Raw genomic sequence first — 25,774 nt, 5'->3', positions numbered from 1 at the left:
CGCCGCGCGCCTACGCTTGACGGGTGAAGATCACCGTGCTGGCCGGCGGCGTCGGCGGTTCCCGATTCGTGCTCGGACTGCGTGAAGCCGTGCGGCGTCGCGCCGCCGAGGGTCACGGTGGCGAGGCATCCCCCGACGAGATCACCGTCGTCGTGAACACTGGCGATGACGTGTGGCTCGCGGGCGTGCGGCTCATGCCCGACTTCGACTCGCTGCTCTACAACCTCGCGGGCGTCAACGACACCGAGCGCGGCTGGGGCCGGGCCGGCGAGACCGAGCGCGTCGCAGCCGAGCTGCGCGAGTGGGGCGTCGGCTGGCCGTGGTTCACACTCGGCGACCTCGACCTCGGCACGCACCTCGCGCGCACCGCATGGTTGCGCGACGGACTCACCCCGTCGCAGGTCGGCGAACGCCTGCAGCAGCGGTGGCCGCTCGGGGCGAAGCTCATCCCCGCGACCGACACCGAGGTCGACACCTACGTACACGTGGATGTCGCCGATCTGGCGCCCACCGACACTCCGCCGCCCGCCGGCGCCCCGACCCGGGCCGAGATGCACTTCCAGGAGTGGTGGACCCGCCACCGAGCCGCCGTGCCCGCCCGTCGATTCGTGCAGCGCAACCTCGCCGACGCGCGCCCCGCGCCCGGCGTCGTCGAGGCGATCGCCGAGGCCGACGTCGTGCTCCTGGCTCCCTCGAACCCGGTCGTTTCGATCGGCACGATCGTCGCGGTGCCGGGGATCCGCGAGGCGCTGGCTGCGACCTCCGCCCCGGTCGTCGGCGTCTCGCCCATCATCGGCGGCAAGGTCGTGCGCGGCATGGCCGACGCGTGCCTGCCCGTCATCGGCGTCGAGACGACCGCCGAGGCGGTCGGCCGGCACTACGGCGCGCGGTCGGGCGGCGGCATCGTCGATGGCTGGCTCGTCGACGAATCGGATGCCTCGGCGCTGCCGTCGCTCACGGAAGCCGGGCTCGTCGCCGCCGCAGTGCCGCTGTGGATGCGCGACCCCGACACCTCGGCGGCGCTCGCCGAGGCCGCGCTGGGGCTCGCGGCGACGATCCGCTCGGAGTGACGCGCCGGCCTGCGGGCGCGCCGCCCTGCACGCCGGGCCGCCGGGGCCGCTCCAGTTGTCGAACGCGTCCCACCCGCGATACGCCAATCGTCGCATCCCATTGAGGAACCCCGCGATTGCCGTTAGGCAGGAGCCGAGGGGTCGCCGACGATGACGACCCCCGAGTCGCACCGTCGGGGGGTTCGCGACGGTGCCGGACCGGCGCCGCCGCGCGCGGAGCCCAGGAGGGTGACTCATGAGAAGCAGGTCGTCCGTCGCCGCGATCATCACCGTGATCGCGACGCTCATCACCGGGGCGGTCGTCGCCTCGCCGGCGAATGCGGAGGAGGTGACCCCGCTCCCCGATCCGAAGGTCGTTCCCGTCCAGGTGACCGGGCCCGCCGCCGACCGGCTCAACCTGATCGTGCTCGGTGACGGCTACCAGGCCGACCAGCAGTCGATCTTCCGCTCCGATCTCGACCGCAACCTCTCGGTGCTGTGGTCGACCGAGCCGTTCCGCACCTACCGCGACTACATCAACGTCTACTCCGTCGAGGTGCCCTCGATCGACTACGGCGTGCGCTGCGACCCCGACGGTCGGGTGCGGCATCCCGACGGCACGATCCGCGACACCGGCGAGCGCGAGGGGCCGATCAACGAGAAGAACACGGCGCTGCGCATGAACTACGGCGGCGGCTGCAGCGATCCGCTCGCCCGCGGCGTCACGCCCGCCGGCGCGCCGGTCGGCTGCGAGGACGACGCGGGGTACTACCCGCCGGGCGTGAACCCGTGCGAGACGGGTTCGCAGGCGCTCAACCGCATCCTCGAGACGTACGTCTCGCCGGTGCTCGGCATCCCGCGCAACTCGCAGAACCTGCAGACGCTCGTGATCTTCAACACGTTCACGTACGGCGGCATCGGCGGCACGAACGCGACGACCTCGGGCGGCTCCCCGCAGGGACCGCTGATCTCGATGCACGAGCTCGGCCACTCGCTCGGCACCCTCGCCGACGAGTACCCGTACTCGTCGCGCGACGTCGTGCGCAACTGCTACACGGGCGCAGAGCCGTCGAGCTTCCACCACACGACCTACACCTCGGCCGAGCAGATGATCGCCGACCAGAAGAAGTGGTTCCGGTGGCTCGGCGAGGAGTCGATCTCGGGCGGCACGATCGGCCTCTACGAGAGCGGCAACACGTATCCGTGCGGCATCCGCCGGCCGAGCGAGCACTCGATGATGCGCTGGCTCGGGTTCGACTTCGACCAGATCGGGCGCGAGAACATGGTCGCCCGCATCACGGGCATGCGCAACGCGGCCGCCATGAACGTCGACGCGACACCCGACGCGACCGTGCCCGGCGACGGCGTGCTGTGGGCGGAGGCGGGTCATCCCCGCTTCCACGAGCTGCAGTACACGTGGCGGGTCGGCGGCCCCACGGGCGAGGTGCTCGAGACGAACGGCAACCCGTACCTCGACCTCGAACCGCTCGACCTGCCCGAGGGCACGGTCGTCAGCCTCGAGGTGCGCGACCCCGTCGGCCCCGACGGCATCGACTGGGTGCGCAACCCCTCGACGAACAGCACGTCGTCGGACTCGGGCTTCAACGGGCCCCGGTTCGTGCAGGCGCGCCAGTGGACCGTCGGTGCCGGCAATGTGACCCCGTCGGAGCCCGCGGCCGAGATCACGAACGCGACGCTCGACGTGCAGCCGGTCGCCGCCGACGAGATCGTCTTCGTCGAGACGAACCACCCGGCCGATCGGGTGCTCGACGTCGCGTGGACCGTCGACGGCGAGACCGTCGCGAACCCGGGCAACCGTCGCACGCTCGACCTCGGCGAGCTCGACCTGCCGGCCGGCACGCACGAGCTGACCGTCACCGTGACCGATCCGGCGGATGCATCCGAGTCGGACTCGAAGACGTGGACGATCGACGGTGTGCTGCCGACGGCGCCGCGCACCCTGAGCGAGCCGCTCGTCGAGCTCGACGGCGACCTCGAGCACCCCGTCTACTTCGACGGATGGGACATGGCGCTCGAGCCGCAGGACGACACCACCGGGTACGACGGCGACCGCGCGGTCGTCGGGCAGTTCCGGCTCGACGACGACGGCTGGTTCAACTACTTCGGGTTCCCCGAGCAGCAGGACACACCGTTCCACTTCTCGCACTCGGGCTCGGTGGTGAAGGCGCTCACGTACGGCAACCTCGGCTCGGGCGGGCTCTCGAAGGCGGCGTTCGAGCAGACGCTGCCCGACGACCACCCGCTCGGCGGGTTCGTGCCGGGCTTCGGCACGCACGTCGTCGACCACCGGGCGATCGACCCGGCGGGCAACGTCGGCGAGTTCGAGAGCTACCGTGCGACGGTGCTGCCCGGCGCGCTGGCCGAGTGCGACACGACCCTCACGGGCTCGCAGGCCAAGGTCGTCGTGAAGACCGGGGTGACCTGCATCACGGATGCGACGGTGCGAGGCGGCATCACCGTCGCAGCCGGCGCGTCGATCGTCGTGACGGACTCCACCGTGAACGGCGGCCTCCGGGCCACCGACGCGGCGACCGTCCAGATGTTCGGTTCGACCGTGCGCGGCGCCTCGACGGTGTCGGGCACGACGACCGACATCACGATCGCGGGGACGGCCTTCACGGGCGACGTCGTGTTCACCGGCAACACGCAGGTGAGCGCGAACGACCGGTTCTCACGGCTGGCGGGCGAGTACGGCCCCGTGTTCGTCGGCAACACGGTGACGGGCGACCTCGCATGCTCGGCGAACAGCGCCGCGCTCTCCGACTTCGGAGCTGCGAACACGGTCGGCGGCGCGAAGAGCGGCGACTGCTCGGCGCTCTGACCGGATGACGGAGGGGCGGTACCGGGTACCCGGTACCGCCCCCTGCGTCGTCGTTCGCGCCAAGGTCAGGCGTCGGGCGTGACCCATTGCACGAGCTGCCAGACGAGCCCGTTGGGGTCGGCGAACTGGCAGTAGCGCTCCCCCCACGGTTCGGTCTCAGGGGCCGTCACGACGCGCGCTCCCGTCCCGGCGATGCGCTCGAACTGCACGTCGAGGTCGTCGACGACGAAGACGAGCAGAAGCCCCTGGCCCGCGGACCCGGCGATCTCCGCCGGCTTGAAGGTCGAGAGCCCCGTGGCGAGGAAGATCAGGTTCGTTCCCGTGTCGGCGTGCTGCAGCGAGATGAATCCGTCAGCCTCCATGGCGGTCTCGTAGCCGAGGTGGGTCTGCGCGAAGGCCGCCGACGCGGCGACGTCGGGCACGTTGAGCGAGATGGCGGTCTGAGTGATGTGCATGGATGCTCCCGTCGATAACTCTGTACTACGTACAGTTCCATGTACAACGTAGAGTGTTATCGAACGTATTCCCGGGAGGTGCGGTCATGCCGAGGCCATTGATCGACCTGCTGTGGCGCGACCACGCCGATGCACCCGTCGGCGGGCGCCGCGGCCCGCGTGCGCGATACTCGACCGGCGACGTCGTGGAACGCGCCATCGCCCTCGCCGACGAGAGCGGCCTCGCCGCCGTCACCGTGCGGGCGCTCGCCCAGTCGCTCGAGCTGACCGCGATGTCGGTGTACACGCACGTCAACAGTCGCGACGACCTGCTCGTGCTGATGGCCGATCGGGTGCACGCAGTGATGCCGATGACCCCGTTCGGCCGAGCCGCGTGGCGCACACGCGTCCGGCGCGTCGCCGATGACAACCTCGCGCTCTACCGCGAGCACGCCTGGCTGCTCGACGTCGACGACCCGCGCACCGCGCTCGGCCCGGGCACGATCGCGAAGTACGACCGCGAGCTGCACGCCTTCGACGGCACTGCGCTCGATGACGTCGACCGCGATGCCGCGCTCACCTTCGTGCTCGATTGGGTGCGGTCGGCGGCACGTCGGATCGTCGGTCGCGCGCCGGCAGACGACTTCGAGGCGACCTGGCTGGAGTCGGAGGCGAGCCTCGCCGGCTACGTGGGCGACGACTTCGCCCTCGCCCGGCGGGTCGGTCGCGCCGCCGGCGAGGCGATGGGCGGGCCGTACGACGCCGAACGGGCATGGACGTTCGGCCTCGATCGCATCGTCACCGGGCTCGGCGACCTCGATCGCTCCGATTGAGGCGACGCCGCCCCGGAGCATCCCGCCCGATGATGGCAGGGAATCGACGGCTCTGGGCGCCCTGACGGGTGCGGCGGGTCCGAAGTGTCGGGCAGGCTGAGACGATGATCACGATCGTGGCGCTCGCACTCGGTGCGGCGCTCGCGTACGGCGTCGCCGACTTCTTCGGCGGGGTTGCGGCCCGACGCGCGACCGTGTTCGCCTCGACGACGGTCAACTACGCCGTCGCCGCGCTTGTGCTCGTCGTCGTGGTCGCGATGACCGGCGGCACCTGGTCGACGCAGACGGTCGTGAGCGGGCTGATCGCCGGCGTCCTCGCCCTCATCGGGTTCCTCGCCTTCTTCGCGGCGCTCGCAGCGGGCCCGATCTCGCTCGTGACCCCGGTCATCGCACTCCTGAGCTCGGCGGTGCCGGTCGGGGCCGCGCTCGTCCTCGGTGAGCCGCTGAGCCCGCTCGTGTGGCTCGCCGTCGCCCTGGCCGTCGTCGGATCGGTGCTCATCGGCATGGAGCACCGACTCTCGGTGTCGGGGGTCAGCACGCGCACGGTCGTGCTCACGCTCACCTCGGGGCTCGCGTTCGGCTTCGCGACGGTCGCACTCGACCGGGTGCCCGCCGACGCGGGGCTCATCCCCGTGCTCCTCGACTCGACGACGGGTGCGGTCGTGCTGCTCGCCGTGGCGCTCATCGCTCCCGTGAGCCGCCCGATGCGCCGGGTGCTCGCGCTGCTCGACCCGCCTGCGCCCGAGCCGGCCGACGGGTCGGCGGCCGTCCCTGCGTCCGCGACAGCCCTCGCCTCCGCGACGGCGGCAGCGGCGGGCGACGGCGAAGGGAATGCCGCGACGGAGGTGGCGGCCCGCGGCGTCGTCTCGCCCGCGATGCTGCTCGCGGCGACCGCCGGACTGCTCACGGGCGTCGCGAACGTGCTGCTCATGCTCGGGCTGCTCGCCGGCAACGTCGCCGTCGTCGCCGTGCTCACGAACCTCTACCCGCTCGCCACGATGACCCTCGCCTGGATCGTGCTGCGCGAGCGACTCTCGCGCGTGCAGCTCGTGGGCGCGCTGCTCGCGCTCGCGGCATCCGTGCTGCTCGGTGTCGCGTAGGCGTGCCCGCCGGGAGCGCCGTCCGCTGTCAAGCCCGTTGCCACGGCATGCGGTCGATGCGAGCGTCGACGTACCCGAACGAACGAGCCTGGAGGACGAGATGACCTCGATGAACGACCCCGAGACGACGGCCGACACCGAGGCCCGGCGCGCTGGCGACCGCGACACCGAGCGCCTGGCGCGCGACGTCGAGGAGCGGGGCGAGGAGGAGCGCGAGCGCGAGTCGGTCGACCCGGGCACCGCTCCCGACGACGCCGAGCCGATGACCGAGTCGACCGACGGCGGACTCGACGGCGGTGACCCCGGCGTCGAGGAGTGAGCCCGCGCTGAGCCTCGCACCGAGGCGCGCCTACGGGATGTAGTCGACGACCCCCTGCGGCGCGACCGCGGCGCGGTACCGTTCGACGAGATCGCGCCATCCGAAGCCCTCACCGAACTCGTGCGCGTGCACCGCCTCGGTGAAGTGCCACAGCAAGTATGGGTGCGCGCCGAACGCGTAGAGCGACTCGTAGTCGCGCGCGGCGAACGCCGCCCGCTCGGGCTCGGTCAGCTCGCGGTCGTCGGTCGGCCCGACGGCAGAACCGCCGCCGGCGAGCCAGGCGCCGACGTACGCGTCGGGATCGGCGACGTAGTCGGCCACGCGCGCGTCGCTCAACTCGACGTACCGCATGAACTTGTCGACCATGTACTTCGTCATCAGCAGCTCCCCCACAGGAAGAACGGGCTCGACGCGAACCGCGACTCGGCGACGTCGACGTAATCGGCGGACCGGCCCATCGCGGCGAGCGCGGTGATCGCGTTGAGGTATTGGTAGGTCATGCAGCCGGCCTCGGTGATGCGCTCGAAGTCGCTGCACACGCGAATCGCGGCGTCGAGATCGCCGTCGCGCATCCAGCCCGCGGCATCCTGGTCGAATTCGGGGTCTGGCGAGCCCGCGAACGTGCGCGGTCCGCCGACGTCGTTGGCCATGTGCCCCGAGGTGAGGATCGCGACCCGGGCGTCGGACTCCCACGACTCGACGGCCGAGCGCAGATGCTCGCCCAGCGCGATGAACCGGCGCACGCTCGGCACGGGCGGCATCGACGCGTTCGTGTGGATGGGCACGACGGGCACGTCGAGCTCGGGCCGCACGTACTGCAGCGGAATGACGAAGCTGTGGTCGAGCCGCCACTCGTGGCTCACGGCGAAGTCGATCGCCTCGGGCAGCACGGTGCGGCCCGAGATCTCGTCGGCGAGCTCGCGGTGTCCCTCGACCTCGACGTAATCCATGCCGAAGGTGCGCACCTCGTTCTCCCACGTGCCGTGGTACGACTCGGCCTTGCCGACGACGAACGCGGGCGAGGTGTCGTAGAAGAACTGGCGCAGGTGGTCGGTGCCGATGACGACGACGACGTCGACATCGTGCTCGGCGAATGCCCGGCGGAACCGCGCGAAGTTCGCCGCGACCCCGGCGAGATCGTCGGGCATCGGCTCGCGCATCGCGCGCCAGAGCAGCGGGTTGTGCGGCGTCGCCGCCGCGAGGACGAGTTCGGCCATGTCGTGCCTCTCAGATTCCGAACAGGGTGCGGGCGTTGTCGAGCAGGATCTTCTGCCGCGATTCGGGCTTGAACGGCAGCTCGTCGAACTCGGTCATCCACCGGTCGGCGGTCATGACGGGCCAGTCCGAGCCGAAGAGCACCCGGTCGGTGATGAGCGAGTCGGCGTAGCGAACGACCTCGGGCGGCAGGTACTTCGGCGCCCACCCCGAGAGGTCGAGGTAGACGTTCGACTTGTGCCACACCATCGCGAGGTTCTCGAGGTGCCACGGCCAGGCGGGGTGCGCGCTGATGATCTTGAGCTCGGGGAACTCGGCCGCGACGTCGTCGAGGTACGGGATCGGTCGCGCGTTCTCGAGCCGGTACCCGCCGCCGCCGGGTGTCCCGGCTCCGGCGCCCGGGAACCCCGAGTGGAACATCACGACGAGCCCGAGCTCGGCGCACGCCTCCCAGATCGGGAAGAACCGGCGGTCGTTCGGCAGGAACTTCTGTCGCGACGCGTTGAGCTCGCCGACGCCCTTGATGCCGTACTCGGCGTGCATGCGGCGGATCTCGGCGATCGCGGCCTCGCCCTTCCACGGGTCGATGCCCGCGAAGGAGAGGAACACGTCTGGATGGTCGACCTGCGCCTTGCCGAGCAGATCGTTGGGCGCGCCCTTGATGCCCGACGTCGTCTCGGAGTCGGAGTTCACGATGACCGCCATCATCTTGCGGTCGCGGTACTGGTCGGCCTGCTCGGCGAACGACACGACCGGCCGCTCGCGCCCGAAGTGCTTCGCCATCTGCTGGTGGCGCTTGCCCATCGCGGCGAGGAACTCCTCGGTCTGTGGGTGGGTGTGCACGTCGATCGCGACGAGCTCGTCGGTGCGGGTCATGCGCGGGTCCCTTCGGTGACGGCTGCGCCGTCGATGGTGATGGATGCCTCGGGCAGGCCTTCTTCGATCACGGATGCTTCGCGGAGCAGCTGCCCGTCGTGTTCGCCGAGCCTGGGGGCGGCGCGCAACGTCGGTCGCCCGCTGCCGTGGAACACGGTGCTCGGCACCGGGACGCGCAGCGGCCCGTCGTGCCCGTCGATCTCCTCCACGAGCCCCATCGACGCGACCTGCGGGTCGTCGAACAGGTCGGCGACGGTGTTGAGCGGCCCGTGCGGGATGTCGTGCGCGGCCAGCCGGTCGAGCCAGTACTGCCGCGGCATCCGGGCTGTGATGGCCTTGAGCTCGACGTCGAGCTCGTCGTAGTTGCGCACGCGGGCCTCGCGGGTCGAGAACCGCGGGTCCTCGGCGAGCTCGGGGTGCTCGAGCACGTCGAGCAGGCCCGTCCAGAACTTCTCGGGCACCGACATGTGGACGACGAAGGCGCGCCCGTCTGAGCCGCGGCACGCGTAGGCCTGGGCGCGGCGCGGGCGCGAGTCGGGGCCGGCGACCTGCCCGGTCTCGAGGTAGGTCGAGGCGGCCTCGGTGAGGAAGTCGATGAGGGAGCCCACCATCGACACCTCGAGGTGCTCGCCCGCGCCGGTCGCGTTGCGGGCGTGCAGGGCCGCGAGCACGGCCTGCGCGGCCTGCATGCCGCTCAGCAGATCGGAGAACGCGGGACCCATCGGGCGCAGGATGTGCTCGGGCACGACCTGGCTGTACATGCCGCCGACCGCGGAGATCACGGTGTCGTAGGCGGGACGCTTCGCGTACGGGCCGTCGGCGCCGAAGCCCGTGATCGAGCAGCTCACGAGTCGCGGGTTGCGCTCGCGCAGCACCTCGGGCCCGAAGCCGAGCCGGCTCGCGACGCCGGGGCGGAAGTTCTCGATGAGCACGTCGGCGTCGCCCGCGAGGCGCAGGAGCTCGGCGAGACCGTGCTCGCTCTTGAGGTCGAGCACGACGGCGCGCTTGCCGCGGTTGTACGCGGCGAACTGCGGGCTCATCGCCCCGTGCCCCTCCCAGCGGCGCATCGGGTCGCCGTCGGGCGACTCGACCTTGACGACGTCGGCGCCGAGGTCGGCGAGCAGCTTCGCCGCGTAGGGCCCGGAGATGTACTGGCCGAGCTCGACGACGCGGATGCCGGCGAGAGGGCCTGCGGGTTGAGGAGGGAGCGCAGCGACCGTCTCGAAACCCCTGGGTTGAGGAGGGAGCGCAGCGACCGTCTCGAAACCTTCAGCTGACATCGATGATCACCTTTCCTGGGGGCGAGTCGGCGAAGCCGCGGTACGCGTCGCGCACGTCGGCGAGCGGATGCCGCGAACCGACGACCGGCACGGCGACGCCGGCCGCGACGAGGTCGAGGGCTCGTCGCACCTGCGCGTAGTCGGCGCTCGCGACGCCGATGAGGCGCTTGCGCCGGAGGTAGAAGTCGCGCGCGTCGAGCTCGACGCGCGGGTCGACCGAGGCCGCGCAGAACACGGCGCGTCCGCCCCAGCCGAGCGCGGCGATGCCGGCGGCGAGGGTCGGGCCGTGGCCGCTCACGTCGATGACGACGTCGAAGCCGGCGTGCCGGGTCGCATCGTCGGCCTCGATCTCGGTGAGCGCCGCACGCAACTCGGTCGGGTCGGCCGCCTGCACAGTGCGAACGCCGGTCGGTGCATCCACGAGCCCGCCGCGCGAGGCCGCGACGACCTCGGCACCGAAGTGCGCCGCGAGCGCGGTCGCCGCCCGTCCGAGCGTGCCGCCCGCGCCGGTGACGAGCACGCGCTCGCCCGCGACGACGCCGGCGGTCTCGATCGCGTTGAGCACGATCGGCACGCTGTGCACTGCGGCCGTGGCGACGTCCGCGGACAGGCCGCCGCGAGCGAAGGCGTTGCGCGCGGGCACGGCGACGAGTTCGGCGGCACCGCCCTCGCGGTGCACGCCGACGACCGTCTGCGCCGGGCAGTCGGCCTCGCGGCCGCGTGCGCACGCGGGGCATTCTCCGCACGCGATGTTCGGCTTCACGACGACGGCCTCGCCGATGCGCGCGGCGTCGACGTCGTCGCCGGCCGCGACGATCTCGCCAGCAGGGTCGATGCCCAGCACGCGCGGCAGCTTCGCCGCGACGCCGGGGCCCACGCCCGCGATCACGTTGAGGTCGAGCTGGTTGACGCCGACGGTATCGACGCGCACGAGCACCTCGCCGGGCCCGGGGCGCGGCTCGGCGCGGTCGACGGCGGCGAGGCCGTCGAGGCCGTGGGCCGAGAGCACCGCTGCGCGCACCGTCGCCTCCATCTCATCGTCGAGTCGCGGCCGTTCTCCGCGATGTCAAAACGGTATCCATGCCTTGGTTGGACGAGCCAGCGCTCTGCCATGCCTGATCAGCTCTGGGTCATGCCTCTTCCCGGCCTCGCCTCGTCGGTCGACCAGCGCCCGGCGAAAGAGGTCAGCGAACGGAACCACGCCTCGTCCTGGACAAAACCATAGACACTTTCGCTCATTTTGGATACCGTATCCGAAAGTTCGCGAGCGGTCTCCGTTTCTCGCGGGGCCGGCCGCGAGGCATCCCACTGAGAAATGGAGAGTCATGCGCACATCCATCCCCCGAACCGGTCGCGCCGCGGTCGCAGCTCTGGCAGCACTGGCGCTGCTCGCAGGCTGCGCCGCGACCGGCCCCGGCGCAGCATCCGGCCCCGTCGAGCTCGCCGACGGCGAGCCCGGGGCCGCCGAAGACACCGAGATCACGGTGGCCATCCCGTTCCCCGACGTGACCATGTACTCGATGTACGTGCTCGCGAGCGACCTCGGCTACTACGAGGACGAGGGCCTCACCGTCGAGGTCATCACCGCCGACAACGTCACCGCGGCCGTCGCGTCGGGCAGTGCCGACATCGGCGTCGAGTCGACCGGCACCGTCATCGAGGCCATCCGCGGCGGGGTCGGCGTCGACCTCGTCGGCGGCCACTACTGCCGGCAGAACTTCGACTTCGCCGCCCAGCAGGGCGTCTCGAAGGTCGACGACCTCGACAGCACGTCGATCGTGCTCGCTGGCACGCCCGGCGACCCCGCCGAGTTCCAGCGCAAGCGCGTGCTTAAAGAAGAGGGCTGGGATCTCGACACGGTGCAGACCGAGGTCGTCTACCCCGGGCCCGGCTCCGAATCGTGGACCGAGTTCTTCGTGAACGACAAGATCTCGATGCAGCCGTTCTACGCCGACGACCGCCCAGCGCTCGAGGAGCACGGGGCCGAGATCATCGTCGAGTCGCTGCGCAACTGGGCCAACGACGTGCAGGTCGCCGGCACCGGCTGGGCCGCCGAGAACCCGAACTCGCTCGTGCGGTTCCTGCGGGCGACGCTCAAGTCGACCGACTACATGACGGCGCCCGCGCCCGGCGAGTTCCCCGAGAACGTCGACTCGGTGCTCGACATCTACGAGGCCAACGACTTCGACGTCAGCGGCCTGCGCGACTCGGAGAGCCCCTGGGTGCTCGACGGCCACCTCGCGTGCCCGAACCTCTACTTCGACACCGAGGCGTGGGACACGACGATCGAAACGCAGAACCTGCAGCCCCTCGAGTTCGACGAGTCGCAGCTCGCGTACCTGCTGAAGGCGCAGGAGCTGCTCGGCCTGACGAACGAGGGGCCGGCCGACCTGGTCTACCCGGGAGACGTGCAGTGAGCTGACCGCTCAGCGACTCGCGCCGCCGCGCGTCGCCCCGAGCAAGTCGCAACTCGCAACTCGCAACTCGCAACTCGCAACTCGCAACTCGCAACTCGCAACTCGCAACTCGTAACTCGCACCGAGAGTCCCGCCGCAGCGCATGACGGCGGGGCTCTCGCGTGACCGCCCGAGCCGAGCCGTCGAATGGATCGCGCACAGCTCCGCTCCTCGCGAGTATGGGGGTGCCGGTCGATCGTCATTCCTCCCAACGGAGGGAAGGGTTCCGTGATCGAGCAATGCCAGTTCCGCCTCACGATGAGGCGGAACTGGCATTGCTCGATCGGAAACCTCCCCCGCGAAGCGGGCCCTCGTCGTCGCGCATGAGCCGGGGGGCGACCTGAGCGACGACTCAGGCCGCGCGGCGCGCGAGGAGCCTCCGACGGAGCCTGTGGAGGACGGGCATGATCGCGTAGATGACGATCGGCACGGCGATCGTGACGACGACGAGCGTGCGCGGCACGAGCGGCAGCACCGCGAGCTGTGGCCCGAGCACGAGGTTGATGACCAGGAGGGTGGGCGTCACCGCGATCCAGATCATGAGCGCGAGCTGGTGCTTGCTGGGCGGCTTCGGGATGGATGCGGGAACGGACGTGCTCACGGATGCCTCTCGTTCTGAATGGGGCGCGCTGAATGGGGCGTGCGTACGAGAGCCAACAGTGCCGAGCCTCACCCGGCGCGCGCAACGACGCTTGCCGAAACCGCAACTCGCTCCTGCAGCAAACCCCGTGCACCCCGACGCCTGCGAGCGCACACGAGCCGGCCCCCGTCATCGCGCATGAGACGGGGGCCGGCGGTCTGTGGGGCGAGGGTCTCGATACGCTCCTTCGTCGCTACTCGACCACCGAAGTGGGCTCGACCGACGAGGGGGCGACCGCGGCGATCGCCTCGATCTCGAAGCGGTACTCGGGTGAGGCGAAGCCCGCGACCTGCACGAGCGTCGACACCGGGAAGTCGTGTGTGAAGTACCGCGCGCGGATCTCGCGCACGTCGTCGCGCATGAGCGCGAACGACTCCCCGACGAACACGTTGACCTTCACGACGTCCGAGGGGGTCGCGCCCGCGGCATCCAGCACCGTCGCCAGGTTCTCGAAGGCCAGCTCGACCTGTTCGCGCGTGCTCGCCGGCATCGACCCGTCGGGGCGCATGCCGATGATGCCGCTCACGAAGACGAGATCGCCGCCCGAGACGCGGATCGCCTGACTGAAGTCCGCCGTCGGCGGGTACACGCCCTCGGGCCGGATCACCTGCTTGCGCCCCGCGGGCGCGGCGAGCGTCACGACGCCCCCGCGATCTTCCGGTCGTCGTACCAGGGCGCGAGCTTGCGGCGCAGCGTCGAGATGAGCAGCAGCGTCAGGTTCGCGATGATCACCATCACGATCACCATCGCGATCGCCTCGGCCATCTCGAACTGGTACGCCGCGTACTCGAGCATGTGTCCGAGCCCGCCCGTGCCTCCGAGGAACTCGCCGAGCACCTCGCCCGTGAAGGCGAGCGCTGCGCCGCGCTGGATGCCCGAGAGGCTGTACGGCAGTGTCGCCGGGAAGATGACCTTCCAGCCGAGCGCGATGCCGTTGACCCCGTACACACGCCCGGCGTTGACGAGCGAGCCGCCGACGGTGACGGCGCCCTCCATCGTGTTGAGGATGATCGGGAACACCGCGAGCAGGAAGACGAGCGCGATCTTCGACGCGCTGCCGAGCCCGAGCGCGAGGATGAACAGCGGCGCGAGCGCCACCTTCGGCGTCGAGTAGAGCAGCCACAGGAACGGCGCGACCGTGAACCGCAACGCCGCCGACCAGCCGACGGCGAGACCCACGACCACGCCGACGACGACCGCGAGCACGAGGCCGATGACGACGTTCGTCATGCTGTACGCGAACGCCTGCCAGAACGCGGGGTCGACCATCAACTGCGCGAAGGATGCCGCGACCGCGGTTGGCGGCGGCAGGAACGCCTCGGGCACGAGGTGCAGCCAGCTGACCGCCGCCTCCCAGATGAGGAGGATGACGGCGATGACGCCGATGAGGAGCCACGTCCATTTCGCCTCGTCGCGGCGCACGACCCGGCGGGGTCGCACCATCCGCATGGTCCCGGTCGCACTCGTGACGCTCATCGCTTGCCCTTCCTCGTCCACGGGGCTGTCCAGCGTTCGACGAGGCTCACGAGTTGCGCCATGCCGACGCTCCACAGCATGACGATCGCGATCGCCGCGTACGCCTGGCCGGTCTGGTAGGTGTTGACCGACTTGATGATGAGCGCGCCCATGCCGACCGCCGAGCCCGACAGCTCGGCGACGACCATGCCGATCGTCGCGAGCACGACCGCCTGTCGGAGACCCGCGAACAGGAACGGCACGGTCGACGGCAGGTACACCGACCGGTAGAGCTGCAGGCGGCTCGCACCGTACACGCGCCCCGCCCTGATGATCGACGGGTTCGTCGTGCGCATGCCTGCCGCGACGTTCAACAGGATCGGGAACAGCGCACTGATCGCGACGAGGAACACCACCGGGCCGATGCCGAAACCGAACCACGCCTTCGCGAGCGGCTGGTAGGCGATCGAAGGGGTCGCGTAGATGGTCCACGCGATCGGCCCGGCGACCCGGTCGACGGGAAGCGACGTACCCATGAGGAGCCCGAGCGGGATCGCGATGACCGCCGCGATGACGAACCCGATGAGCCACGCCTGCAGCGAGATGAGCAGGTTCGGCCAGAGCACGCCCGAGGCGACGAGTTGGAGGAAGCCCTGCCAGATCGCGGTGGGCGGAGGCAGGAAGACCGGGTTGATCCACCCGAGCACCCCGACGACGAGCTGCCAGACGAGGAGCATGACGACGACCTCGCCGGCCAGCACGCCCGCCTTGCCCGCGGGGCTGAGCCCCGCCAGCCAGGCGCCGACGCCGCCGCGGCCGAGGTTCGGCCCGCTCGCGAGGAAGGTGCTCATTTCGAGACCGCCGCCGCCGTCGCCTCGCCCTGCAGGGCGTCCCACAGGTGGTCGCGCAACTCGAGGAAGCGCGGGTCGTGCTGCACGCTGCGCTCCGAGCGCGGGCGTTCGAGGCCCGTCTTGATGACCTCCTTGATCGCGCCCGGATGGCTCTTGAAGACGACGATGCGGTCGCCGAGCAGGATGGCCTCCTCGATGGAGTGCGTGATGAAGAGCACCGTCTTGCCGGTCTTCTGGATGAGCTTGTCGATCTCGTCGCGCATCACCTCCCGGGTGAGGGCGTCGACGGCGCCGAGCGGCTCGTCCATGAGCAGGATGCGCGGCTCGGCCACGAACGCACGGGCGAGCCCGACGCGCTGCTGCATGCCGCCCGAGAGTTCGCGCGGGTACGACGACTCGAAGCCGGTGAGGCCGACCATCTCGATCGCCTCCTGCACGCGGTCGCGCCACTCCGGTTGTCGAGTAGGCGCGCCAGCGCCGTATCGAGACACGCCTTTCAGGCCCTTCTGCATCTCGAGGCCGAACTTCACGTTGTCGAAGACGGTGCGCCACGGCAGCAGCGCGTAGTCCTGGAACACCACGGCTCGGTCGGGGCCGGGCCCCGTGACGGGTGCGTCGTCGACGAGGACGGTGCCCGTCGAGGGTTTCACGAGTCCGGCGACGACGTTCATGAACGTCGTCTTGCCGCAGCCCGAGGGCCCGAGCACGGTGACGAACTCGCCCTCGTGCACGTCGAGGTCGACGCCCTCGATCGCCACGAGCCGCTTGCCCGTGCGGGCCACGTCGTAGGTCACCGAGATGTCGCGCACCGAGATCAATGGGCCCGATCGGGATGCCTCGGCCCCGGGTTGTTCGTTCGTCGTCGTCATTCCTTCTCCTCCTCGTTGAGTTTCCGGACGTTCCATCCTGCGGGTTGAGGAGCGACGCAGGAGCGTCTCGAAACCTGCACCACGTGCGACTGGGTTTCGAGACGGTCGCTCCGCTCCCTCCTCAACCCGCTCAGGCGGTGCAATTCGCGGTTTCGAGACGGTCGCTTCGCTCCCTCCTCAACCCGCGGGTACCGCTACGCCGCCGCCTGGCCCGCGCGGAACTTCGGCAGCACCTCGGTGCCGAGCAGCTCGATCTGCTCGAAGAAGCGGTCGAACTTGAACCGGAAGTCGAACACGAGGTGCTCGACGCCGAGCGCCTCGAACTTCTTGATCTCCTCGACGGCCTGGTCGGGGTCGCCCACGATGAGCTGCCCCTCGAGGTCCTCGACGGTCTGGAAGCTGCCCGACTCGGGCTTCACCGTGAAACGCGCCTTGTTCGCCCAGGCGAGCAGGCCCGGGATGTTGACGTGTTTGAGCGCCTCCTCGCGAGTGTCCTCGATCGACGTCGGCGGGATGACGGCGACGGTCGGCATCGGCCGCCCCGAGGCATCCGTCATCTCGCGCATGGTGCCGATGCGCTTCTCCATGGTGCGGAGCGAGATGCGTCCGGGCATCCAGCCGTCGGCATACTCGGCCGCGAGGCGGGCCGACGCGGGCGTCGCGCCGCAGTACCAGAACGGCACGGGGCCGCCGACGGGCTTCGGCTCGATCGTCACGTTCTCGAACGAGAAGATGCCGTCGTCGTAGGTGACGTCGTTCTCGGTGAAGACGCGCTTCAGGATCTCGGCGTTCGACCGCACCATCTCGACGCGGTTGAGGTCGCCCCAGCCGACGGCCTCGAACTCGTGGTCGAACGTGCCGGCGCCGAAGCCGAGGATGAGGCGCGGACCGACGAGCTGGGTGATCGTGCCGGCCATGAGCGCGGTCACGAGCGGGTGGCGGAACGGGATGAGCGAGCCCGTGCCGAGCTCGAGCTTCTCGGTCACGGCGCCGATCGCGGTGAGCGTCGTGAGCGCGTCGTAGAACGTGCGGTTCGGCTTCTCCATCTCGCCGTGCGGCTCGAACACGAGGTGGTCGCGCACCCAGACGGAATCGAAGCCCCGGTCCTCGGCGAGCTTCGAGCCCTCGAGCAGCTTCTCGCGGCTCGCCTCCTCGCCGAAGTGCGGCAGCAGCAGTCCGAATTTCATGTCAGTTCCCTTCTGCGGCCGATGCGGCCGCGACGACGGCCGGAGCCGAAGAGTTGGCGGCCGAGGCCGCGGAGTCGTCGGCCCGAGCGGCCGCGAGCTTGCCCTGACCGGGTCGGCCGACGACGACGCCGTCGGCGTAGACGTCCTGGCCGCGCACGAGGGTGCGCTCGATCCGGGCGGAGATGGTGCGGCCGTCGTACGGGGTCCAGCCGATCTTCGACAGCACGTCGTCGTTCGTGATGGTCCACTCGTGCGCCGGGTCGGCGATCACGATGTCGGCGTCGGCGCCGACCTCGAGCGAGCCCTTGACGCCCGCGAGGCCGAACTTCTCGGCGGGGATGCGGGCGACCATGTCGACCGCGCGCTCGAGGGTCAGCTCGCCGCGGTTCACGGCGTCGAGCATGAGCTCGTAGTAATACTGGATGCCCGGGGTGCCGGTGTGGGCGCTCCACATCTCGGTCCAGCCGATCTCCTTCTCCTCGCGCGTGTGCGGCGCGTGGTCGGACGACGCGATGTCGATCGTGCCGTCGCGCATGCCCTCCCACACGGCGGCGCGGTTGTCGTCGGGCACCCAGTACGACAGCGCGTACGGGCCGAGGGTCTCGACGTCGTGCCAGGTGGAGAGGAACGGCGCCCAGTGGTTCACCTCGCACGTCACGTCGACGCCGGCCGCCTTCGCGCGGCGCACGGCCTCGATCGAACGGCGGGTCTGGATGTGGGCGATGTGCACGGGGCATCCGGATGCCTCGGCGAGACGCAGCACGACGTCGATCGCCGTATCCCAGATGACGCCCTCGCGGGCCGCGTACGCCGAGGCGTAGCCCTGCGGCGTGTTCTCGCCGCGGGCGAGCACCTCGCCCTCGATGTAGTCCATGAGCGTCTGGTCGTGCGGGTGCACGATGAAGCGCTTGCCGGTCGTGGCGATGCGATCCATGATCTGCAGCAGGTGGCCGTGGTCGTGGATGCCGGTGCCGGCCGGGTGCGGGTAGGTGCGGCCCGTGTCGACGACCATGTAGATCTTGTAGGCGCAGATGCCCATCTCGGCCATCGGCACGATGTCGTCGAACTTCGTCGGCGCCGGGTTGTGGTTCCAGTCGACGATCGAGCTCGCGGTGTAGCGGTCGAACACGTCGCGGAGCGTCGTCACGTCGACGGTCGGCGGGTTGAGGTTCGGCATGCCGAACATCGTCGTCACGCCGCCCGCGGCGGCCTGCTGCGAGGTCGTGAGGATGTCGTCCTTGTGCTCGTAGCCCGGCTCGCGGGTGTGCACGTGCACGTCGACCATGCCGGGCAGCACGAGCCGCCCGGTCGCGTCGATGGTGCGGTCGGCCTCGACCGCGACGTCCGCGCCGACGATGCCGGCCACGCGGCCGTCGTCGACGAGCAGGTCGGCGGCGACGGGCCCCGACGGGGTGACGACGATGCCGCCCGAGATCCTCAGGTCGATGCTCATCGCACGGCCTCCAAACGCGTTGCCTCCACGGGCGCCTCCAGTCGTTCTGCGATCTCGCCCTGTCCGGGCGAGCGCGTGGTGCGGACCTCGACGTCGCTCGGCCGCACGTAGCGGTCGAGCCAGTCGACGATCAGCGGGGTGGTCTCGGTCCAGTAGCGGTCGTATGCCGCGTAGTGGGTGGTGTGCCGCTGCATGATGAGCTGCTTGGGCCCCTTCGCCGCGGCGTAGAGGCGCTCGGCGTGATCGGTCGGGGTGGTCGCGTCGCCCTCGACGCCGATCACGAGCAGTGGGGTCTCGAGGCGGGATGCCGCGTCGATGGGCTTGTACGCGAGGATCTCGTCGGCGCAGGAGAGCGGGATGGCGCTCGGGATCTTGTCGTCGACGTCGGCCTTGATGTTCGTCGCGCGGCGCTCTGGGGTGGGCACCATGATCTCCTCGCGGGGGTGCACGAGGCGCCCGGCGCCGGTGGCGACGCGGAGGCGCCGGTCCTCCTCGAGCGCGGCGAGGAAGGCGAGCCACTCGTGCTCCTGACGCATGCGGTGCAGCCAGTCCGTGCCGTCGGCGACGGGAACCTGGCTCACGGCGGCCTTCACGCGGGGGTCGGCATCGGCGAGGAGCACGGAGTTGCCGCCGCCCGTGCCGCCCGTGCCGAAGGCGCCGATCGCGTCGCCGTCGACGTCGTCGCGAGTGGTGAGGTAGGTGACGGCGTTCACGAGGTCCTGCAGCTGGCGCGCCGGCGAGAGGATGCCGCGGTCGCCCGCCGAGTCGCCGAAGCCGCGGTAGTCGAAGACGAGCACGCCGAAGCCGGCGGCCGTGAGCGCCTCGTGGTAGCGCACGTAGAGCTTCGCGTCCTTGAGACCGAGCCAGCCCGGGCCCTGCACGATCGCGCGCAGCGGCCCCGCGACCTCGTCGGGCGTTCGCCAGATCGCGGCGATGCGATCGCCTTCGCTGTAGAACTCGACCTCGGTGCTCTTCATGCGGGTCCTCCCGGATCTCGACGCGTCGTTGCTGTTGCGCGGGCCCGGCACGGAGGGCGAACCATCGCCCTCGACCCCGATCGGAATGCTCGATCCGGGCCCGCGAGGCCATCATGGCTCATTTTGGATCCAGAATCCAGTATTGATTCGAGATCGATTCCGGCAGTAGGCTGCGAAGCGACCACCGGGCTCGATTGCCCGGTCGTGGTGGCCCGGGATTGGGCCGCGAGTCGCCGACCGTCGTCGGAGTTGCACGCTGCACCCATCCCGGAGGAACCATGCCCATGCACCGCCACGCCCTGCCCCTCACCCCCCAGGTCGGTCGAGTAGGCGCGCAGCGCCGTATCGAGACCACCCGGCGAGCCGCGCGCCTCGCGCTCCCGCTCGCCGCCGTCGCCCTGCTCGCCGGGTGCGCCGCCCCTGCCAACGCCGGCCCGGCCGGCGCCGACGCCGCGAATGACGCCGGCACCGAGGCATCCGGCTACCCGCTCACCCTCGACAACTGCGGCACCGAGGTCACGTTCGACGCCGCCCCCGAGCGCGTCGTCACCGTCAAGTCGTCGACGCTCGAGCTGATGCTCGCGCTCGGTCTCGAGGACAAGGTCGTCGGCACTGCGTTCGCGGATGGCCCCGTGCCCGACGAATACGCCGACGCCGCGGCGGGCCTCGATGTGCTGAGCGACAAGGTGCCCTCGCAGGAGGCGACGCTCGCGGTCGAGCCCGACCTCGTCTACGCCGGCTGGGAATCGAACCTCTCGGCCGAGGGTGCCGGCGAGCGCGACGCCCTCGCCGCGCTCGGCGTCGCGAGCTACGTCGCACCCGCCGCGTGCAAGGAGGAGGGCTACATGCCCGACCCGCTCACTTTCGACGAGGTGTTCCGCGAGTTCGAGGAGGCCGGCGCGATCTTCGGCGTTCCCGACCGCGCGACCGAGCTCGTGGACGCGCAGCGCACGGCGCTCGAGGCGATCTCGCCCTCCGACGCGGGGCTCACGGCGCTCTGGTACTCCTCGGGCGACGACCAGCCGTTCGTGGGCGCCGGCATCGGCGCACCCCAGATGATCATGGATGCCGCGGGGCTCGAGAACGTCGCGGCCGACGTGCACGACACCTGGACGGCGATGTCGTGGGAGGCCGTCGTCGAGGCGAATCCCGACGTGATCGTGCTCGTCGACGCACCGTGGAACACCGCCGACGCGAAGATCGCCGCGCTCGAGTCGAATCCCGCGACTGCCGCGCTGCCCGCCGTCCAGGCGAAGCGCTACGTCGTCGTCGACTTCCCGTCGACCGAGGCGGGCGTGCGCAACGTCGACGCCGTCGCCTCGATCGTCGACCAGCTGGGCTCGCTGGAGGGCTGATGTCGGACTCGCGGGTTGAGGAGCGCCCGACGCAGGAGGACGCGTCTCGAAACCGCGGGCTCGAACCCCGCCCGCGGGTTGAGGAGCGCCCGACGCAGGAGGACGCGTCTCGAAACCCTGCCCCCGAGGGTTTCGAGACGTCGCTCCGCTCCTCCTCAACCCGCTCCCGCTCCGCCCGCCCCCTCCTCTGGGGCATCGGCCTCGCCGTGCTGCTCCTCGTCTCGATGGTCGTCGCCGTCACGATCGGCCCTGCGGCCCTCTCGCCCGCCGACGTGCTCGCGAGCGTCGGCGCCCACCTCGGATTCGGCGAGTCGACGCTCTCGCCGCTGCGCGACGGCATCGTCTGGCAACTGCGCATGCCCCGCGTGCTCACGGCTGCCGCGGTCGGCGCCGGACTCGCCCTCTGCGGCGCCGTCATGCAGGCGATCACCCGCAACCCGCTCGCCGACCCCTACCTGCTCGGCCTGTCGTCGGGTGCGTCGGTCGGCGCGGTCGTGGTGCTGGTGCTCGGCTGGTCGCTCATGCTGCCGGTCGCGGCCTTCGCCGGCGCGATCGTCGCCCTGCTCGCGACGCTCGGGCTCGCGCTCGGCGCGGGCCGGGCGGGCGGTGGCGCCGGATCGGGCGGGGCACGACTCTCACCGACGGCGACCGTGCTCGCGGGCGTCGCCGTGACGAGCGTGTTCGGTGCGATCACGAGCCTCGTCATCTTCTGGAGCGCGACGAACGACAGCTACCGCGAGATCCTCAACTGGCTGCTCGGGTCGCTCTCGGGCACCGACTGGACCTCGTTCGCGATCGCCGGCATCGCACTCGTCGTCGTCGGCCTGCCGCTCATCGCGAGCGCCCGCACGCTCGACGCCTTCGCGGTCGGCGAGACGGGCGCCGCCGCCCTCGGCATCGACGTCGGCCGCAGCCGCGTGCTCCTGCTCGGCGGCACGGCGCTGCTGACGGGCGCACTGGTCGCCGTGAGCGGAGCGATCGGCTTCGTCGGCCTCATCCTGCCGCACGCCGTGCGACTCATCGTCGGCCCCGGCCACCGCGCGCTGCTGCCGTTGTCGGCGCTCGCCGGCGCGATCTTCCTCGTGTGGGCCGACACCGGCGCGCGCACCCTGTTCGATCCGCGCGAGTTGCCGGTCGGCATCCTCACCGCCCTCATCGGCGGCCCGGTGTTCGCCTGGCTGCTGCTGCGCAGAAGGAGCGCGTCATGAGCCTCGACCTCTCGCGCGTGCGCTTCGACCGCGCCGGGCGCACGATCATCGACGGCGTCGACGCGACCGTGCCGGGCGGCGCGCTGACCGCGCTCGTCGGCCCGAACGGCGCGGGCAAGTCGACGCTGCTGCACCTCGTCGCGGCCGTCGAGCGCGCCTCGGCCGGCGAGCTCGCCCTCGACGGGCGTTCACTGCCCGGGATGCGACGCCGCGAGCGCGCCCGACTGGTGGCCCTCGCAGAGCAACAGGGCGAGGTCGACGCGCAACTCGCCGTCGAGGCATCCGTGCTGCTCGGACGCACCCCGCACCTCGGCGCCTTCGCGGCCACGGGACCTGCCGATCGCGAGATCGCGGCGCGGGCGCTCGAGGCCGTCGGCGCTGCGGCCTTCGCGCGCCGCCCGGTGGCCGAGCTGTCGGGCGGCGAGCGCCAGCGGGTCGTGCTCGCGCGCGCCCTCGCGCAAGAGCCCGAACTCCTGCTCGTCGACGAGCCGACGAACCACCTCGACCTCTCGGCGCAGCTCACGACGCTCGAGCTGCTCGCCGGGCTCGCGCGCGACGGGCTCACCGTCGTCGCGGCGCTGCACGATCTCTCGCATGCCGCCGCGTACGCCGATCACGTGATCGTGCTCGCCGCCGGTCGCGTCGTCGCCGCCGGCTCCCCCGACGAGGTGCTCACGGCCGAGCTCGTCGAGCGGGTCTACGGCGTGCGGGCGGAGGTCGTCGCGCACCCGATCACCGGTCGACCGCTCATCGCCGTCGCGGCGCGCGGGGGCCCTTCGCAGAGGCCGTCCACCATTCCACAGATCCACGCCGAACCGGTCCACAAGTCCACACATCCACACCTCGTACCGAGCAGTGCCCCGCGGGCGTAGCCTCGGAGCATGACTCCGATCCAGGCTGGACCGCTGCCGACGATCGAGTGGATCGCCGACGAGTTCCTGCACAACGCCCGCCGCGGCCGACGCCTCGTCGCGGTGGACGGTGCCGACCCCGAGGCATCCACCCGGCTGGCCGACGAGTTGGCGGCGGCGATCGCCGCACGCCTGACCACGGCCGGCAACAGCGGTGACGACACCAGCGGCACCGGCACCGCCGTGGTGCGCCGTAGCGTCGGCGCCGTCGACGAGACAGTGCTCCGGGCCGACCTCGTCGACCCGTTCCGGGCGCGAACCCTGCCGGGCGCCGAGGGCGACGACGTCGTGCTCGGCGTCGACGGGCAGCACCTGCTCGATGATGCGGTGCGCGGCGTCTGGCACTACTCGGTGTGGACGCTCGCGGGCGACGAGCTGCCGAACTCGGGAGCTTCGGTGATCGTCGACGTCACCGACCCCGACCGGCCGACCCGCTACTACTACGACTTCTGCGCGATCCCGCCGAGCGTGAACCGGCCCGGGCTGCACTGACGCATCGGGGCTCCAGAGGGGTTGCCGCCCGCGGCCCCCGGGTCTAGCGTGAGCCCCAACGGGCAGATGTCACCACTTCGGGGGGTATCCCATGGTCAACGTCGAGCGCGGCCGGTTCACGGCCGCCCGCAGCATCCTCGCCATCGCCGCCGCCGTCTCGCTCGCGGCGTTCGCCGCGCCGACAGCGGCAACAGCAAGCACCGCGGCAACAGGCACCCCGGCGACGGGCACCGCCGTCAACGGCCGTCCGGCACCACCGGCTCCGTCGACCTCGACCGGGTTCGGCGGCGCCGTCTCGTCGGTGGACGCCTCGGCGAGCGCCATCGGTCTCGACGTGCTCCGCGACGGCGGCAACGCCGTCGACGCAGCCGTCGCGACCGCGGCGGCCCTCGGCGTGACCGAGCCGTACAGCGCGGGCATCGGCGGCGGCGGCTACTTCGTCTACTTCGACGCCGCCACCGGCGAGGTGACCACGATCGACGGCCGCGAGACCGCGCCGGCCGCGATGCAGAGCGACGCGTTCATCGATCCCGCGACGGGCGCGCCGTACGCCTTCGCCGACGCGGTGTCGTCGGGGCTCTCGGTCGGCACCCCCGGCACGCTCGCCACCTGGGAGGCTGCGCTCGACGAGTACGGCACCGCGTCGCTGCGCGACACGTTGCAGCCGGCGATCCTGCTGGCGACGAAGGGGTTCACGGTCGATCAGACGTTCCGCGACCAGACCCTTTCGAACAAGGACCGGTTCGCCGCCTTCCCCGACACCGCCGAGCTGTTCCTTCCGGGCGGTGACGCCCCGAAGGTCGGCAGCGTCTTCAAGAACCTCGACCTCGCGCGCACGATGCGCCAGATCGCACTGCAGGGCACCGACGTCTTCTACGAGGGCCCGATCGCCGACGAGATGGCCGCGGTCGCGCAGCATCCGATCACGGCGCCCGATGCGACGCTCCCGGCCTACCCGGGCTACCTGACCGCCGACGATCTGGCCGGCTACGAGGTGATCGAGCGGGCGCCGACCCACATCGAGTACCGTGGCCTCGACGTGTACGGCATGGCGCCGTCGTCGTCGGGCGGCACGACCGTGGGCGAGTCGCTCAACATCCTCGAGAACTACGACCTCGCCGGCGCCGACTCCGTGCAGGCGCTGCACCTCTACCTCGAGGCCACCGCCCACGCCTTCGCCGACCGCAATGCCTACGTCGGCGACCCTGCGTTCGTCGACGTGCCGACCGAGACCCTGCTCAGCCAGGACTTCGCCGACGCCAGGGCCTGCGTGATCGATCCGGATGCCGCGTCGGTGAAGCCCGTCGCGCCCGCACCGCTCGACGCGGCGGGGTGCGAGGCGGTCGCGGCCGACGACCCGGTCGACACCGAGAACATCTCGACGACGCACCTGTCGGTCGTCGACCGCTGGGGCAACGCCGTGGCGTACACGCTCACGATCGAGCAGACCGGCGGGTCGGGCATGACGGTGCCGGGTCGCGGGTTCCTGCTCAACAACGAGCTCACCGACTTCAGCTTCGTGCCGAACCCGGCCGACCCGAACATCGTCGAGCCCGGCAAGCGGCCCCGCTCGTCGATCTCGCCGACCATCGTGCTCGACGACGGCGATGTGCGCTACGTCGTCGGCTCGCCCGGCGGTTCGACGATCATCACGACGGTCGCGCAGGTGCTCATGAACCGCATCGACCTCGGCATGACGCTGCCCGAGGCGGTCGCGGCCCCGCGCGCCTCGCAGCGCAACACCGCCGCGGTGACGGCCGAGCCGGCGTTCCGTGCGGAGTACGAGGCGGCCCTCGCGGCCTACGGTCACACGTTCACGACCTCGGCCGAGATCGGCGCCGTCGCAGCGATCGAGGTCGGCGACGACGGCCTCATGACCGCGGTCGCCGAACCCGCGCGTCGCGGCGGCGGAACCGGGCTGGTGGTCGAACCGGCGGGGTGAGCCCTCGCATCACCCTTGCGGCCGCTGCGC

Annotated in this window: 25 protein-coding genes; 11 read left to right on the top strand and 14 right to left on the bottom strand. The window is 71.0% G+C overall.

What is annotated here, in order from left to right; genetic code table 11:
• Window positions 1-23: 23 nt before the first annotated feature.
• Window positions 24-1,070, top strand: coding sequence for a 2-phospho-L-lactate transferase (cofD, locus tag MUN74_RS10430; RefSeq protein WP_244851990.1), 1,047 nt, complete (start codon window positions 24-26; stop codon window positions 1,068-1,070).
• Between the two features lie 235 nt (window positions 1,071-1,305).
• Complete coding sequence (locus MUN74_RS10425; protein ID WP_244851989.1) at window positions 1,306-3,891, top strand: M64 family metallopeptidase; 2,586 nt, start codon at window positions 1,306-1,308, stop codon at window positions 3,889-3,891.
• Between the two features lie 65 nt (window positions 3,892-3,956).
• Here the strand turns inward: MUN74_RS10425 and MUN74_RS10420 are convergent, their stop codons facing one another.
• Window positions 3,957-4,346: a VOC family protein gene (locus MUN74_RS10420; protein ID WP_244851988.1), complete on the bottom strand. Its 390-nt coding sequence runs from the start codon at window positions 4,344-4,346 to the stop codon at window positions 3,957-3,959.
• A gap of 86 nt (window positions 4,347-4,432) precedes the next feature.
• Between MUN74_RS10420 and MUN74_RS10415 the strand changes: the two genes are divergently transcribed.
• The 3 genes from MUN74_RS10415 to MUN74_RS10405 all read left to right on the top strand — a co-directional run bounded on the left by MUN74_RS10415 (window position 4,433) and on the right by MUN74_RS10405 (window position 6,577).
• A complete protein-coding gene (locus tag MUN74_RS10415; protein ID WP_244851987.1) occupies window positions 4,433-5,158 on the top strand; it encodes a TetR/AcrR family transcriptional regulator in 726 nt (241 codons plus the stop codon).
• 104 nt (window positions 5,159-5,262) lie between these two features.
• Window positions 5,263-6,258 carry an EamA family transporter gene (locus MUN74_RS10410; protein ID WP_244851986.1) on the top strand — a complete coding sequence of 332 codons (996 nt, stop codon included), beginning with the start codon at window positions 5,263-5,265 and terminating at the stop codon, window positions 6,256-6,258.
• A gap of 100 nt (window positions 6,259-6,358) precedes the next feature.
• Complete coding sequence (locus MUN74_RS10405) at window positions 6,359-6,577, top strand: hypothetical protein (RefSeq protein WP_244851985.1); 219 nt, start codon at window positions 6,359-6,361, stop codon at window positions 6,575-6,577.
• 30 nt (window positions 6,578-6,607) lie between these two features.
• Here MUN74_RS10405 and MUN74_RS10400 read toward each other — a convergent pair whose 3' ends face one another.
• From MUN74_RS10400 to MUN74_RS10380, 5 genes are read right to left on the bottom strand one after another with little or no spacing between them, the layout of a single operon-like run.
• Window positions 6,608-6,955 carry a hypothetical protein gene (locus MUN74_RS10400; protein ID WP_244851984.1) on the bottom strand — a complete coding sequence of 116 codons (348 nt, stop codon included), beginning with the start codon at window positions 6,953-6,955 and terminating at the stop codon, window positions 6,608-6,610.
• Window positions 6,955-7,794, bottom strand: coding sequence for a DODA-type extradiol aromatic ring-opening family dioxygenase (locus MUN74_RS10395; RefSeq protein ID WP_244851983.1), 840 nt, complete (start codon window positions 7,792-7,794; stop codon window positions 6,955-6,957). Before MUN74_RS10395 ends, MUN74_RS10400 begins: the two co-directional genes overlap by 1 nt.
• A gap of 10 nt (window positions 7,795-7,804) precedes the next feature.
• The gene (locus MUN74_RS10390) at window positions 7,805-8,668 is read right to left on the bottom strand and encodes an amidohydrolase family protein (RefSeq protein ID WP_244851982.1); all 864 of its coding nucleotides are present in this window, start codon (window positions 8,666-8,668) and stop codon (window positions 7,805-7,807) included.
• On the bottom strand, window positions 8,665-9,948 hold the full coding sequence (locus tag MUN74_RS10385) for a CaiB/BaiF CoA transferase family protein (protein ID WP_244851981.1): 1,284 nt from the start codon (window positions 9,946-9,948) through the stop codon (window positions 8,665-8,667). Before MUN74_RS10385 ends, MUN74_RS10390 begins: the two co-directional genes overlap by 4 nt.
• Window positions 9,938-10,969, bottom strand: coding sequence for an alcohol dehydrogenase catalytic domain-containing protein (locus MUN74_RS10380; RefSeq protein ID WP_244851980.1), 1,032 nt, complete (start codon window positions 10,967-10,969; stop codon window positions 9,938-9,940). Before MUN74_RS10380 ends, MUN74_RS10385 begins: the two co-directional genes overlap by 11 nt.
• A gap of 304 nt (window positions 10,970-11,273) precedes the next feature.
• On the opposite strand from MUN74_RS10380, the gene MUN74_RS10375 reads away from it, so the two are divergent.
• Window positions 11,274-12,365 (top strand): ABC transporter substrate-binding protein, encoded by a 1,092-nt coding sequence (locus tag MUN74_RS10375; protein WP_244851979.1) that lies wholly within the window; start codon window positions 11,274-11,276, stop codon window positions 12,363-12,365.
• 391 nt (window positions 12,366-12,756) lie between these two features.
• On the opposite strand, the gene MUN74_RS10370 is transcribed toward MUN74_RS10375, so the two are convergent.
• From MUN74_RS10370 to MUN74_RS10335, 8 genes are all read right to left on the bottom strand, one after another.
• The gene (locus MUN74_RS10370; protein ID WP_244851978.1) at window positions 12,757-13,005 is read right to left on the bottom strand and encodes a putative antibiotic biosynthesis monooxygenase; all 249 of its coding nucleotides are present in this window, start codon (window positions 13,003-13,005) and stop codon (window positions 12,757-12,759) included.
• Between the two features lie 232 nt (window positions 13,006-13,237).
• On the bottom strand, window positions 13,238-13,684 hold the full coding sequence (locus MUN74_RS10365) for a RidA family protein (protein WP_244851977.1): 447 nt from the start codon (window positions 13,682-13,684) through the stop codon (window positions 13,238-13,240).
• Window positions 13,681-14,520 carry an ABC transporter permease gene (locus tag MUN74_RS10360; RefSeq protein WP_244851976.1) on the bottom strand — a complete coding sequence of 280 codons (840 nt, stop codon included), beginning with the start codon at window positions 14,518-14,520 and terminating at the stop codon, window positions 13,681-13,683. Before MUN74_RS10360 ends, MUN74_RS10365 begins: the two co-directional genes overlap by 4 nt.
• Entirely contained in the window at window positions 14,517-15,350 is an 834-nt protein-coding gene (locus tag MUN74_RS10355; RefSeq protein ID WP_244851975.1) for an ABC transporter permease, read from the bottom strand. Before MUN74_RS10355 ends, MUN74_RS10360 begins: the two co-directional genes overlap by 4 nt.
• A complete protein-coding gene (locus MUN74_RS10350) occupies window positions 15,347-16,219 on the bottom strand; it encodes an ABC transporter ATP-binding protein (protein WP_244851974.1) in 873 nt (290 codons plus the stop codon). The genes MUN74_RS10355 and MUN74_RS10350 overlap by 4 nt, the downstream gene beginning before the upstream one ends.
• 194 nt (window positions 16,220-16,413) lie before the next feature.
• Window positions 16,414-17,406: an LLM class flavin-dependent oxidoreductase gene (locus tag MUN74_RS10345; protein WP_244851973.1), complete on the bottom strand. Its 993-nt coding sequence runs from the start codon at window positions 17,404-17,406 to the stop codon at window positions 16,414-16,416.
• Between the two features lies 1 nt (window position 17,407).
• Window positions 17,408-18,859, bottom strand: coding sequence for a dihydroorotase (locus tag MUN74_RS10340; protein WP_244851972.1), 1,452 nt, complete (start codon window positions 18,857-18,859; stop codon window positions 17,408-17,410).
• The gene (locus MUN74_RS10335) at window positions 18,856-19,836 is read right to left on the bottom strand and encodes an alpha/beta hydrolase (RefSeq protein ID WP_244851971.1); all 981 of its coding nucleotides are present in this window, start codon (window positions 19,834-19,836) and stop codon (window positions 18,856-18,858) included. Before MUN74_RS10335 ends, MUN74_RS10340 begins: the two co-directional genes overlap by 4 nt.
• 284 nt (window positions 19,837-20,120) lie before the next feature.
• Between MUN74_RS10335 and MUN74_RS10330 the strand changes: the two genes are divergently transcribed.
• The 5 genes from MUN74_RS10330 to ggt all read left to right on the top strand — a co-directional run bounded on the left by MUN74_RS10330 (window position 20,121) and on the right by ggt (window position 25,744).
• The gene (locus MUN74_RS10330) at window positions 20,121-21,191 is read left to right on the top strand and encodes a putative F420-0 ABC transporter substrate-binding protein (protein ID WP_244851970.1); all 1,071 of its coding nucleotides are present in this window, start codon (window positions 20,121-20,123) and stop codon (window positions 21,189-21,191) included.
• Window positions 21,191-22,399 (top strand): putative F420-0 ABC transporter permease subunit, encoded by a 1,209-nt coding sequence (locus MUN74_RS10325; protein ID WP_370647289.1) that lies wholly within the window; start codon window positions 21,191-21,193, stop codon window positions 22,397-22,399. Before MUN74_RS10330 ends, MUN74_RS10325 begins: the two co-directional genes overlap by 1 nt.
• A complete protein-coding gene (locus MUN74_RS10320) occupies window positions 22,396-23,271 on the top strand; it encodes an ABC transporter ATP-binding protein (RefSeq protein ID WP_244851969.1) in 876 nt (291 codons plus the stop codon). Before MUN74_RS10325 ends, MUN74_RS10320 begins: the two co-directional genes overlap by 4 nt.
• A 9-nt stretch (window positions 23,272-23,280) precedes the next feature.
• A complete protein-coding gene (locus MUN74_RS10315) occupies window positions 23,281-23,802 on the top strand; it encodes a nucleoside/nucleotide kinase family protein (protein ID WP_244851968.1) in 522 nt (173 codons plus the stop codon).
• Window positions 23,803-23,893: 91 nt separating this feature from the next.
• Window positions 23,894-25,744, top strand: coding sequence for a gamma-glutamyltransferase (gene ggt, locus MUN74_RS10310; RefSeq protein ID WP_244851967.1), 1,851 nt, complete (start codon window positions 23,894-23,896; stop codon window positions 25,742-25,744).
• The last annotated feature ends 30 nt before the right edge of the window (window positions 25,745-25,774 follow it).

Origin of the sequence: Agromyces sp. H17E-10 (assembly GCF_022919715.1) — a bacterium.
GTDB lineage: Bacteria > Actinomycetota > Actinomycetes > Actinomycetales > Microbacteriaceae > Agromyces.
This window is presented reverse-complemented; position numbering and strand designations above follow the sequence as displayed.